The organism is Neokomagataea anthophila, from assembly GCF_018122595.1.
GTDB lineage: Bacteria > Pseudomonadota > Alphaproteobacteria > Acetobacterales > Acetobacteraceae > Gluconobacter > Gluconobacter anthophilus.
Genome location: NZ_JAGRQH010000001.1, coordinates 454,379 through 467,072, shown reverse-complemented (window position 1 = coordinate 467,072; position 12,694 = coordinate 454,379). Strand labels below are relative to the sequence as shown.

Annotated in this window: 12 protein-coding genes; 9 read left to right on the top strand and 3 right to left on the bottom strand. The window is 50.2% G+C overall.

Features of this window, described 5'->3' with window-relative positions; translation table 11 throughout:
• Positions 1-57: 57 nt before the first annotated feature.
• Both KB213_RS02075 and KB213_RS02070 read right to left on the bottom strand, forming a co-directional pair.
• Complete coding sequence (locus KB213_RS02075) at positions 58-1,290, bottom strand: YncE family protein (protein ID WP_211680401.1); 1,233 nt, start codon at positions 1,288-1,290, stop codon at positions 58-60.
• Entirely contained in the window at positions 1,287-2,135 is an 849-nt protein-coding gene (locus KB213_RS02070) for a creatininase family protein (protein WP_211680400.1), read from the bottom strand. Before KB213_RS02070 ends, KB213_RS02075 begins: the two co-directional genes overlap by 4 nt.
• Before the next feature lie 158 nt (positions 2,136-2,293).
• Here KB213_RS02070 and KB213_RS02065 point away from each other — a divergent pair, with 158 nt between their 5' ends.
• The 5 genes from KB213_RS02065 (at position 2,294) to KB213_RS02045 (ending at position 6,901) form a co-directional block, all read left to right on the top strand.
• Positions 2,294-2,788, top strand: a complete 495-nt coding sequence (locus KB213_RS02065; RefSeq protein ID WP_068172728.1) for a DUF2721 domain-containing protein — start codon at positions 2,294-2,296, stop codon at positions 2,786-2,788.
• 150 nt (positions 2,789-2,938) lie between these two features.
• Positions 2,939-3,076 carry a hypothetical protein gene (locus KB213_RS02060; protein ID WP_211680399.1) on the top strand — a complete coding sequence of 46 codons (138 nt, stop codon included), beginning with the start codon at positions 2,939-2,941 and terminating at the stop codon, positions 3,074-3,076.
• A gap of 102 nt (positions 3,077-3,178) precedes the next feature.
• On the top strand, positions 3,179-4,183 hold the full coding sequence (rfaD, locus tag KB213_RS02055) for an ADP-glyceromanno-heptose 6-epimerase (protein WP_211680398.1): 1,005 nt from the start codon (positions 3,179-3,181) through the stop codon (positions 4,181-4,183).
• 3 nt (positions 4,184-4,186) lie between these two features.
• Positions 4,187-4,705, top strand: coding sequence for a D-glycero-alpha-D-manno-heptose-1,7-bisphosphate 7-phosphatase (locus KB213_RS02050; RefSeq protein WP_211680397.1), 519 nt, complete (start codon positions 4,187-4,189; stop codon positions 4,703-4,705).
• Positions 4,706-4,777: 72 nt separating this feature from the next.
• Positions 4,778-6,901, top strand: a complete 2,124-nt coding sequence (locus KB213_RS02045) for a putative bifunctional diguanylate cyclase/phosphodiesterase (protein WP_211680396.1) — start codon at positions 4,778-4,780, stop codon at positions 6,899-6,901.
• Between the two features lie 4 nt (positions 6,902-6,905).
• Here the strand turns inward: KB213_RS02045 and KB213_RS02040 are convergent, their stop codons facing one another.
• Positions 6,906-7,856: a hydrogen peroxide-inducible genes activator gene (locus tag KB213_RS02040; RefSeq protein ID WP_211680395.1), complete on the bottom strand. Its 951-nt coding sequence runs from the start codon at positions 7,854-7,856 to the stop codon at positions 6,906-6,908.
• A gap of 261 nt (positions 7,857-8,117) precedes the next feature.
• On the opposite strand from KB213_RS02040, the gene KB213_RS02035 reads away from it, so the two are divergent.
• From KB213_RS02035 to KB213_RS02020, 4 genes are all read left to right on the top strand, one after another.
• Positions 8,118-10,229: a protein-disulfide reductase DsbD family protein gene (locus KB213_RS02035; protein WP_346266650.1), complete on the top strand. Its 2,112-nt coding sequence runs from the start codon at positions 8,118-8,120 to the stop codon at positions 10,227-10,229.
• Positions 10,230-10,363: 134 nt separating this feature from the next.
• Positions 10,364-10,963 carry a 50S ribosomal protein L25/general stress protein Ctc gene (locus KB213_RS02030; RefSeq protein ID WP_211680394.1) on the top strand — a complete coding sequence of 200 codons (600 nt, stop codon included), beginning with the start codon at positions 10,364-10,366 and terminating at the stop codon, positions 10,961-10,963.
• 4 nt (positions 10,964-10,967) lie between these two features.
• On the top strand, positions 10,968-11,537 hold the full coding sequence (gene pth, locus KB213_RS02025) for an aminoacyl-tRNA hydrolase (protein ID WP_211680392.1): 570 nt from the start codon (positions 10,968-10,970) through the stop codon (positions 11,535-11,537).
• Between the two features lie 530 nt (positions 11,538-12,067).
• The gene (locus tag KB213_RS02020; protein WP_211680390.1) at positions 12,068-12,625 is read left to right on the top strand and encodes a methyltransferase family protein; all 558 of its coding nucleotides are present in this window, start codon (positions 12,068-12,070) and stop codon (positions 12,623-12,625) included.
• Positions 12,626-12,694 lie beyond the last annotated feature (69 nt).

Genomic DNA, 12,694 nt, shown 5'->3' with positions numbered 1-12,694 from the left:
GAAGTGGATGTAAAAAAGCCCCGGCGTGAACCGGGGCTTTTTTTGTGGGGCTATAACTTAGCGCATGAGGCCTGTATGGCCGATGCTGTAGCGGCCGGGTTGTGGCCAGACGGCGAGGCCATGTGGCTCTGCCCCGACGGGGATCTTGCGGACTGCACCGGTATCCGTATCAATGGCGTAGACAACGTCATCAAAGCGGCCGGAGAGCCAGAGGAGCTTGCCGTCTGCGCTGACATTGCCCATATCGGGGCTGCCGCCGCCGGGGATGGGCCATGTTTTCAGAACTTTGTCTGTGGCAAAATCAATCACGGAGACGCTGCCGGGGCCGCGGCGTGGGCCATGGATTTTGTTGGAACCACGGTTAGCAACGTAGAGCACGCTGGCATCGCGGCTTGGGTACATGCCGTGCGTACCGATGCCGGTGGGGATGAAGCCGGTTTCACGGAATGTATCGCCATCGAGGACGAACACGCCGTTGGCCATCATGTCTGCAACGTAAAACTTACGTCCGTTTGGTGCGGCCATAATGTCTTGTGGCATGCCGCCGCGTGACAGTTTGAGCATACCGAGCAGTTTGAGATTGACGGTATCAATTTTGGCAACATAACCGCCAAATTCACAGGTAAAGATGGCGTAGCTGCCATCGGCTGCGAAGTTGGCATGGTTGATGCCCTTACATTGTGGTGCTGAGACGGAGCCTTTGAGTTCCATGGTGTGCGGGTCACGGAAATCGAGGCGTTCATGGGCTTCAGCAACGGTAATAGCGTAGCGGCCATCGGGGGTGAAGTACATGTTGTACGGGTCATCTACGACCACATCTTTGCCGCGTAATGTGGTGGCAGGGTCGATGGGGGTGAGGGAACCGTCAGAGCGCCCTTCACTGTTATTTGTGACCCAAAGGGTACGCAGATCCCAGCTTGGCACTACATGCTGTGGTGAACGACCAACTGGAATCGTTTTCACGACTTTGAAGGTCTGCGGATCAATGACGGAAACGCTGTTGCCGCGCAGGTTGGGCACATAGATGCGTGCGGGGTCATTGGCGATGGCTGGGGCAACCCGGCCAGCGCTTGCCTCACTGTAAATGTTGTTGGGGTTGATGACGGCCGGCATGCCCGGAATGGTGTGCACAGTGGAAGGAGCGGTCGTTGCATCTGCCGGGGTTGGTGCGGCTATTGGCTGTGCTGGTGTAGTGTCCACTGTTTGTGCATGTGCGGAGAGTGCTGTGCCGAACAGCAGGCTCAACGCGGCAGCGCTAGCAACGCGGAGGGAACGAGGGGTAAATGTCATGGGTGCTTCTCCTTAAAGGATTGAATGGCCGCAACCCCGGCCTGTATTTGAAGAGAGGTACCAATCTGGCCGAGCGCTGCTGTGGCAGGGCGCGGATCGCCTCCATAGACTCCATCTGCTGTGGTTGGCTTTGACGCATGTCGTAAAGCATCACTATGGACGAGAGATGGGTCAACAGCCAGCATGAGAGATGTGTCGCTGAGTTCGGCATGTTTGCCAACATCTGCACCATAGCCTTTGGCGCGGAGGGCATCAGCGAATGCGTTGGGAATAGCTTCATAATAGCTGGTGGCGGCGAGGGCGTAAGCGGTGCCTTTCCAGCGTTTATTGAGGGTTTGGGCCGTCTCGGTCATCAGGCTTTGATAGCCGCCGTGATCCCCGAGAAAAATGATATTATGGAAGCCTTGTACACGGAAACTTTCAGCAGCGCCTTGGAGAAGGCCCGTGAACACGGTGGGGGGGACAGAGATGGTGCCGGGAAAGCGCATATGGGACGTACGTGGTGTAGTGCTGCCTTCAGGGACATAAGCAATGACGGGTGCAACGAGCGTTTGCCCAACGGTGTTGGCGATCATATCCGCTAGGGCAAGGGCGCGGACATTATGTTTGCCAACGCCGATAAAGGGGCCGCTTTGTTCTGTTCCACCAATAGGAATGATGATGGTGTGCGTTCCGGCCTGAAGCTGCGCGTTAATATCGGTCCAACTCTGGCAACTGAGCTCAACATGTTGAGCAAGGCCAGTGCAGCTTTCGGCTGCATGGGCTGGAGCGAGAGGGCCGGTCAATGCAGCGAAGGACGTGCCGATAAAAAGCGCGAGACGTGAGAGAGGCCGCCAGAGGCGCATGTGCCATCCTTCCGTGTTGTGAGGTGTGGTATTTATTACTCTATAAGGACGAAGCCTTTCCAGTAGGGGGGCGTTATAGAGCGTATTCGGGCGGTGGGCTGCCATATGTTGCGTGGCTTTCAAGCGCGAAGAACTGTAGCGGAACCGATAGAGACATTATGTTTTTTCAGACTTCCACCGATATTGACCCTGTGGGTAGCGCGGCACACCTGATCCAAGTTGCATTGACGCCGGTTTTCATGCTGTCCGGTATTGGGACTTTGATTAACGTGTTCAACACGCGTCTGGCCCGTGTATCAGATCATTTAGAGGCGATTCATAAACAACTTACGGCTCCAATTGTGGAGAGTGAAGCGCCGATGGAGCCCGTGGATCGTAAGCATTTGGAAGCGCATGCTGTTCATTTGCAGCGGCGTATTTTTGTGTTGGATGCGGCTATTTTGCTGAATGGGACGGGGGGTGCCGCGACGTGCGGCGCGGCGATGGCGTTGTTTGTTGGGTCGTTGCGTGATGCAGGGACATCGTCTTGGATGTTAGCGCTTTTTGGTTTGGCTTTGATGTGTACGGTTGGGGCGTTATCGTTTTTCTTAGCGGATACTTTTTTAAGCTGGCATGGATTGAAGCGCCGTGGAGCATTACCCCCTTTGCCATGAGCAGGGGAATTGGCTGCCTTTCTCTGGGTGCATAATATGCGAAAAGCGCAGTTCTGATACGCTGTAAATCGCTGTTGTGTGGACGAATGAATTCGTAGATATCCCCCCGCCAACGCTGCTTCTGGCGTAAAAAATAGGCGAGTTTACATCATGATATCCACGACACTGACACATCTTATTGGTCTTCCAACATGTCTTATTTCTGAAATCGCAATGGTAGCATTTGTGCCGCTGATTGGTCTTTTAATGCTTGCGACGCTCGCATCGGATCGGTTGCAGGGTAGCTGAAGGCGGGGGTGTTAGCCGCGTCTTTTTCCTTGTCTCTCCTCACATTTTCCTCTCAATGTGCAAAAGAGTAAGTTCTTTTTGTAATGTGAATGTTGAGGCGTGATGTCGAGCCGTATCGTTGTGACCGGGGCTGCCGGGTTTATCGGGTCTAATCTTGTGAAAGGACTGAACCAGCGTGGTTATACGGACATCATTGCGGTCGATAATCTAAAAAATGCTCAGAAATTCCATAATCTGACCGATTTATCCATAAGCGATTATGTTGATAAATCAGCATTTTATGATGCGTTTTCGCGTGGACATTATGGCGATGTGCACGCAATTTTCCATGAAGGTGCATGCTCCGATACGATGGAGCATAATGGTCAATATATGCTGGCGAATAATTATTCGACCAGTAAGGCGCTTCTGGACCGCTGTGCTGTAACGGGGACACGTTTATTTTATGCCTCAAGTGCGGCGACTTATGGTGGGAGTTCCTCTTTCTGTGAGGAAAAAGAGTTTGAGAAGCCTTTGAATGTTTATGGCTATTCAAAATTACTCTTTGATCAGGTTGTACGGCAGGCTTTGCCGCGGATGCGCAGCCAAGTAGCGGGTTTCCGTTACTTTAATGTTTATGGTCCACGTGAGCAGCATAAGGGGCGTATGGCCTCTGTCGCGTTTCATAATTTTAATCAATTTATGGCTGATGGGCAGGTGAAGCTTTTCGGTGATTATGATGGTTATGGCGCTGGGCAGCAGGTGCGTGATTTTATTTCCGTCGATGATGTGGTGGCGGTGAATTTATGGTTTTTTGATCACCCAGAGCAAAGTGGTGTTTTCAATTTAGGTACGGGCAAAGCGCAGCCGTTTAATGATGTTGCACACGCTGTGGTGAATGCGGTGCGCACCCATCAAGGGGAAGAGGCATTATCGCTGGAGGCGATGGTGGCGGATGGTATTTTGAAATACATCCCATTTCCGGATGCGTTGCGCGGTAAATACCAGTGTTTTACGCAGGCCGATTTGACCCGTTTACGGGCAACGGGGTGTGACCATGTTTTTGCTGATGTAGGGACTGGTGTTACGCGGTATGTGCGGGAGTTACTGGCGCAGACGGCGGTATAACGGATGGCTCGTGTTCAGCAGGCAGCAGTTTTTTTAGACCGAGATGGAGTTTTAAATGTGGATACGGGGTATCCGCATTTAATTGAGCACTTCCAGCCGATTCCGGGGGCTGTTGAAGCTGTGGCGACTCTCAATGCCCTTGGATACCGTGTAATTGTTGTGAGTAATCAGTCCGGCGTTGCGCGTGGGTATTTTTCAGAAGACGCTGTGCGGGATTTTAATCGCCATTTACAGTATTATTATGCGGAACGTGGTGCACGAATTGATGCGTTTTACTATTGCCCGTTTCACCCTCAAGCAACGATAGAGCGTTATCGTTGTGATCATGACGAGCGTAAACCGCGTCCTGGTATGATAGAACGTGCACTGAAAGAGCATGCTCTTGATCGTGCACGGTCTTTTATGGTGGGGGATAAAGAATCGGATATTCAGGCTGCGCAGGCGGCGAATATAAAAGGGTTCTTGTTTGAAAACGGTAATTTATGGGATTTTTTGCGTAATACAGCAGTGATGTTTCTGTAAATAAAAAATAATTAGTACATCATTAAGAAACCGAACGCACAGTAGATAGAAAGTTCTGTGCGGAGAATTGGTTTGTTCAGGAATATTTCGATTCGAAGGAAAGTTTTTTTCTTAACATTTTCATTTTGTGCTGTTTCCTTAACAAGCAATATTTATCTTGCTCAAAGTGAGCGAGAAATTAGTGTAAATTACTCATCCTTATTAAGGCAGTCCGACAGCAACGTATCTATGTTGCTCTGTGCCTCTAATTCTTTAGGGAATATGCTGGATATTGCTCAAAAAATCGCACATGAGCAGAACGGTACACAGAATAAAAATGATGTATTAGCTTATTGGAAATTGGTTCAAAAAACGGATTCTTATTTTCAAATAATGTCTTCTGAAAAAGGAATGAATTTATATTTTTTATCGTTTATTAATAAATTTAATGATGTTAAAAATAGCATAGAAAAATCAATAAATAGTAATGATATAAATAAAAGTAAAATAATTATAGATAACATTAACTTGGGTCGTAAATTACAATTTGATCTAAGTATTTTAGAGAAATCATTTCAGCTTAGTGCACAGCAACGCGCTGATTTTCTGGAGGCGGCGGCATGGTCGGATATACGTTTATGTGGCTGGGCGGCAGGTATTACGTTAATCGTTTTTGTTTTGGTCTCCGCATTGATGGGGTATCGAGAAATTGCTTGGCCGTTACTCAGGTTGCGGGATCGAACGTTAGCGATTGCACAGGGTGAATTTTCTGTTTCGGTTGAGGAAGAAAAGCGGCGTGACGAGATTGGTGCAATGGCAGCCGCATTGGAAGAAATACGTTTAAAATTACAAGGTGGACGTGAGGATATTCTTACGAGTTTAGCAAATCGTACTGCGCTGCAGGATATGATGCGCAGTGCCTTAGCGCTCTCTGATGTGGCCAGTATGGTGGCCCTTATTTATTTGGATTTGGATAATTTTAAACAAATAAATGATCGTTATGGACATGGAGCTGGTGATGAGTTGCTCCGGCTGGTTGCGCAGCGTTTACGGCTCAATGTTGGGGCTAATGATTTGGTCGCCCGTTTGGGGGGGGATGAGTTTGTCGTTTTTTGTTCATCATGTGCTGATGAAGAGGCTGTGATGGATATGGCAGCTCGTATAGCGGCTGATTTGTCTTTGTGTGAGGAGTTACCCTTTGGGCAAGTGGCGGTTAGTGCCAGTGTTGGGGTTGCGATTGCGATGGTGGGGGATGTAACGCCAGAGCGTTTGCTGCGTCACGCTGATTGCGCCATGTATGCGGCTAAGAGCACGGGAAAAGGCTGCTGTGCTGTTTATGAGCCGTGGATGTTGGATGAAGCTGAGCGGCGGCAAAAATATGAACAGGCTTTGAGGCGGTCAGTTGAAACCAATGAGTTTCACCTTGTTTATCAGCCAGTGATTGATTGGCGTACAAAACGTGTCATGAGTTTTGAAGCTTTATTACGGTGGGAACATCCTGAGCTTGGTTCCGTTCCACCGAGTGATTTTATTTCTATTGCGGAAGAAATTGGAGCGGTTTTTGCTATTGATTGTTGGGTGATGAAAACGGCGTGTCAGGAAGCTGCGAAATGGCCTGATGATTTGATTTTGTCCGTGAATGTATCCCCGACGAGCTTTGTTGAAGATGATCTTTTAGAGAGTATTTACACTGCACTGAAGGAAAGTCAGTTACCACCGGAACGCTTGGAAATTGAAATCACTGAGACCGCGATGATTGAAGATCTTCCCGGGGTGCATGCTGTTGTCACGGCACTGCGTAGTCTGGGCGTTAAGGTTGCGATTGATGATTTGGGAGTGGGATATTCATCCCTCAGCTTTTTGCGGTCTATTCCTGTCACACGTGTGAAAATGGATAAAAGCTTCATTGCCGAGTTAGGGCGGGTTGAAGCTGCGCAAGCGATTATTCAGGGTGTTGTTGTCATCTGTCATGAATTGTCTATCGCCCTAACGGCAGAGGGCGTGGAGACTGCGATGCAAATGGCGGCATTGCAGAGTATTGGGTGTACGCAACATCAAGGGTACTATATTAGTCGGCCATTATCGGCAGAAGATGTTTTGCCATTTGTCGCTAGTTTTAGCGTGCGTACAGTCCCATCATTGCATGAGTGCCTACAAGGAACGTGGGGTGCCTTGCGGGTGGAAGCCTTATCTACAACGCACTCAGCCCTTGCATAGCTGTTCAGGCCTCTTCTTGATACGGTGTGCAAGGCTCTGGTGTTGTTTCTCTAAGGAAGTGGGCTAAGCGCCGAAAGACGTCTGCGCGGGGGTCAGAGCTACGCCATGCGAGTCCTATAGTGCGTTGGGCTTCAGTTTCGGCAAAGGGGCGTATACGGACCAAATTTTGGAAATCACTTCGGTTTTGTAGGGCGAGTTGCGGGATGAGGGAGAAGCCTTCACCCGCGCCAATCATATGCCACAGCATTTCGAGGCTGGTGGCTAGTCGTGGGATACTGCTGCCTTCACGGGGGCGTGGGAGTGCTGCGCATAGTGATAGGGCTTGATCACGTAAGCAGTGTCCGTCCTCGAGGAGCAAAAGATCATGACGGCCTAGCTGTTGGAGCTTAAGCGTTTTTTGTTGGGCGAGTTCATGTGTCGCGGGGAAAACACCTAAAAACGCTTCGTTAAACAGAGGAACGGTTTCGAGCGTATCCGCAGGAGCGGGGAGGGCCATTAACGCAAGGTCCAACTCTCCACCGCGCAGTTGGCGTACAACATTCTCCGTCATGCCTTCGGTCAAACGAAGGGAGAGTTGTGGGTATTCGTGGCGCAGGCGTGGTAATAGGCTCGGAATATAATACGGGCCTAAAGTGGGGATGACACCAAGGCGCAAAATTCCGTCGAGTGGGCTGCATCGTGCGCGAGCGACTTCCAAGAGATTACGAGCTGCTGCCAGTACCTCGCGGCCAAGAGTAATGAGGCGTTCACCTTCAGGAGTGGGCGCAACATGACGGCGTGACCGTTCAAATAATGTGACGTCTAAAAGCTGTTCCAATTTGCGGACTTGTTCTGACAAGCCAGCTTGGCTGACGCCGCAACGTTCCGCTGCACGTGAGAAGTTCCGTAGGTCGTCAACAGCGACGACGTATTCGATATCGCGCAGGGAGAGGCCCGCTAAAGGAATATAGCTCATAGAATAATAGATAGGACCGAATGATATTTTATAAAAGCCCGGTTTTTCTTATTAGTGCAATTAGGTGCGGGTGTGGACGTAAAAAGCACAGCGGCTCTGACAGAGCTGCTTTCAGGGGCAGAATATATTTCAAAGCACGACATCAAGAAGCAAAATATCATTATGATAGCGTACAGGGTGGTGAATTATGGAGATGCACCTTATCTCTCATGTTATTGCTGCTAATCGTGGCCCTTAATTCGGCATGTTTGAGGATTTACCTTGCGTAACGTAACTCGTTCTTTGGCCTTATGGGCTGCTTTATCCTGTGGTTTTGCCACAACATATTCGGCTCATGCGGCGGAAAGTACCCCTGTTGTTTCGGAGAACGATACCGCGAGTTTGATTACGGATCGTGATGCCGTTGGCCCAGATCAGACGTTACGGGTGGGACTGCGGTTACAGCTGAAGCCGGGTTGGCATACGTATTGGGTGAATCCGGGTGATGCGGGAGACCAGCCGACATTAGATGTTACGGCGTCTGGTGATGCTGAAGGAAAAGGTTCAGAGATACATTGGCCTGTGCCTGTGCGGATCAGCGAAGGCGGTTTGATGTCTTACGCATATCTCGGGGATCTTTTATTGCCTGAGACATTGGCGTTGAAGGGGCGTGGCCCCGTGACGCTGCATGCGCATGCGGAGTGGCTTGTATGTGCGCAGGTTTGTGTACCGGAGAGCGGTGACTTTACGCTTTCTTTGCCTGCGTCTGATGCGGCAGCGCCAGTCGGGAGAGATGCGGCGCGTTTTGATGCAGCCCAAGCGCATATGCCGGTTCCGTCTCCCTTTTCGACGACATTGGGGGCGGATGGTGTCCTGACATTATCCGGTAAGGGATTATCGCCAGCAACGGTGTCTGACGCATGGTTCTTACCGTTGGAGAATGGCGTTTTAGATCAGGTCGCGCAGCAGCGTTTGACGGTGCAGAATAATAGCCTTTCCTTGGCCTTACCGTTTCAGAAAACGGCGAAACGTGATGCTGCTTTGAGCGGTGTTGTGGTGTTGAAAGATGCGCATGGGGAAGAAAGTGCTTTATCGGTGACGGTGAAGCCGGGCGCAGTGGTGGCGGCACCTTCAGTCTCACCCGTTATGGCGGAGCCAGCGCCAAACGCAGCGGGATGGCTGCGTATGATGGCTTTTGCCTTTATCGGCGGGTTGATTTTGAACCTGATGCCGTGTGTTTTTCCTGTTTTAGCGATGAAAGCTCTGTCGTTAGCGCGTATGGGGGGGCATGGCCGCGCTGCCCAATTGCGGAGCGCGTTGTTCTATACTGTGGGGGTGATGGGCTCTTTTGCCGTGCTCGGCGGTATTATGATTGGGCTGCGTATGGCCGGGTCCGCTGCCGGTTGGGGCTTCCAGTTTCAATCAACAGGCTTCGTGGTGGCGGTCTGCTGGTTGTTGTTTGGCATGGCGTTGAACCTGCTTGGGGTTTTTGAGATTAGCGCGGGTCGTTTGGGGCAAATCCAAACCAATGGTCATGGTGTAGGGAATGACCTCATGACCGGCTTGTTAGCTGTGATCGTTGCAACGCCGTGCACGGCACCATTCATGGGTGTTGCGATTACGACGGCACTGAGTGGGCCACCGGTGATGGGGCTGTTGGTGTTTTTATCCATGGGATTTGGCCTTGCAGCGCCTTATGTGCTGGCAGCAGGCGTACCGGGAGTGGCCTCTCGCTTCCCTAAGCCGGGTGCATGGATGAATATCTTGAAACAGGTTCTGGCATTTCCATTGTTGGCGACCTGCGTGTGGCTGTTGTGGGTTTCTGTTGTTCAGCGTGGGGCTGATATTGTGGTGACCGTGGCTGGTGGCTTGGTGCTGCTGGCGATTGCGGCATGGCTGCATGGCATTGGGCAGCGTCGCGCCATTATGGAAGGGGCAGACCGGACGGTTTGGCTATGCCGTGGGCTGACGGCGTTAGCTGTTCTGGCATGTGTTGGCGCTTTAACGCAGGCTGTGCGTGCGCCGGTACAGGCTGTTGCCGCGCCTTCACAGCAGGCAGGGATTGAAGCGTATACGCCAGACCGTTTAGCGGTTTTGCGGGCTGATGGCCGACCTGTCTTTGTGGATATGACGGCGTCTTGGTGCATCACTTGCATGGTGAATGAGCGTGTAGCGTTGGATGTGGCGTCTGTACAAAAGGGGTTTGTCCAAAATCATGTGGCCTATTTGAAGGGGGATTGGACGAATCGGGATGCGACGATCTCAGCTTTCTTGAAAGAGCATGGCCGCGATGGTGTGCCGCTTTATGTGTACTACCCGCCCCATGGGGAAGGGGTTGTTTTGCCACAGATTCTAACGCCTGCTTTGGTGTTAAAAGCGATTACACCTCAATAATAACTTTGCGGATAAATGGCGCTTTTGTGCGAAAAAACTTGTGCAGAGTGCCATTTTCAGCTACGTCGCCGCACGCACAGGCACCCCTGGAGGTCTGTGTTTTATGAATTTTTTCTACGCAGGAGCGTAAAATAGTGACCAAATTGACGACACTTGCTGTCTCTCCGCGCGCGAAGGCTGGTAAGGGGGCAGCGCGCGCTACGAGACGTGAAGGTCTTGTTCCAGCTGTAATCTACGGCAACAAGCAAGAGCCTGAAATTGTTTCCATCGATCCGCGCCTCATCATGAAGGAGCTGTATCGTGGTGGTATTTCTTCACGCGTATACACGCTCGCAATTGAAGGCGGTGCTACGGCTTCCGTTCTGATCCGTGACGTGCAACTGCACCCGGTTTCTGACGCACCGATCCACGTTGACTTCCAGCGTATTGCACCGGGCCACAAGATCCACGTTGCAGTGCCAGTTGCTGTTGAAGGCGAAGCACCGGGCGTAAAGCGCGGCGGCGTTCTGAATGTTGTGTATCATTCTGTTGACGTTGAAATTGATCCGTCAAAGATTCCTGAGCACTTCGTTGCAGACATCAGCGGTCTCGACATTCACGACACCGTTCGTTGGACAGACCTGAAGGGTACGGAAGGCGCAAAGCTGACCGGTTCTCAGCCTTCTGACCTCGTGATCGTGTCTGTTGCTGCTCCGAGCGTTGACGCAGACGCTGAAGACGCTGCTGCGGAGTAAGTCCATGCTGCTCTGGACCGGCCTCGGCAATCCCGAGCCGGGGATGAGCCGTCATCGACACAATATCGGTTTTATGGCGGTTGACGCCATTGCCGCGCGTCATGGGTTCTCCCCATGGCGCAAGCGTTTCCGCGGTGAAACTGCTGACGGAAATATTGGGGGGCAGAAAATTCTGCTCCTCAAGCCGCTGACCTATATGAACCTTTCCGGTGATAGTGTTCAGCAGGCGGCTCAGTTTTTCAAAATTCCACAATCCGACATTACCGTGTTTCACGATGAGCTTGATTTGGCATTTGCTAAATTGCGTATCAAACGTGGCGGTGGTGCCGCTGGGCATAATGGCCTGCGTTCTATGGATCGCTGCTTGCCCGGGCCAGATTATTGGCGTGTGCGGATGGGAATTGGTCACCCCGGCCATAAAGACCGTGTGCATGGTCATGTGCTCGGTAATTTCGCAAAGGCTGAAGAGCCTGAGCTAGAGCGTTGGTTGGATGCAATTGCGGATGCAGCACCAATTCTCGCGAAAGGTGAACGCGAAGCTTTCATGACGAAGGTCGCGCTGCTTTTAGGATAAGACGTATTCGTCTTTGATTCTGGGCGCTGCCCAGACCCGGCAGGGATCTTGATCCCTGCACCCTGATTTTAAAAGTGCGATAGTCTCACAAACGATATTCCTACAAAAGGAATAAGGCTCAACAGTTTATCGCTTTTCACAGGTCCTTTAAGTATTAAAAATAAAAAATATCCGGTCAAATGGAGTTTAACAAAGTAAATTCATAATTACTTTTTTGAATTATAATTATATATTAGAGTGTGTAGTAAATTATATACGTATTATATATTAATAACTTTTGTAAAATATTTGAATTTATTTACTCTATTATGGGTAATTATATGAAAGCATACATCCAGTATAATCGAAATTATCATCAGAGTTTTGTGAAAAATTATACATACGATTTTTTGATTTAGGCTTTTAGAGTGCACGAAGTGATATTTGTCATATTCGGTAGGTGACATTGGTCCATTTTTAAAAATAATTCTTTAGATCACAGTGGAATCGTTGAAAAAATTCAATGAAATTCCTTTGAAAAGTGACCGTTCATGCTCAATTTAGCGATATTTTTTGTGGTTGTTTTCTCGCTCGGGGAAATAGCCCTTCTTCTACGGCGTAGGTCAGGAGACACAACGAACCGTGACCAAAGCACGCTGCGCTTATTTTGGATTATATTGCCTGTTTCCATATCCGCAGCATTCCAAGCCCAGAGGTTCTTTCCTGTGTGGATGCTGCCTAAGACGGAGGCTGTTATGGCTTTCGGGGCAGTATTGGCCTTTTTAGGGCTGATATTACGCTGGTATGCTATTTACCGTTTAGGGCGTTGGTTTACGGTTGATGTTGCTTTGTCTTCTGAGCAAGTCTTGTTGCGTGAAGGGCCATATCGCTTCATCCGTCACCCCTCTTATATAGGTGCACTTTTGACGTTGATGGGCGTTGGCGTGCTGATGGGAAATATGGGTGCGATTGCGCTGATGATGCTTCCAGCACTGGCAGCCTTTTTATACCGTATTCGCGTTGAAGAACGCGCGCTGGCACAGGTGTTTAGAATGCAGTGGAGCGATTATTGTGTACAAAGCTGGCGTTTGGTGCCGGGAGTTTATTGACCTTTAATTGTGTCGTTTTTGGATATTTTATAAAGTGATAGAACAGGTTAGCGGGGCATAACACCATAC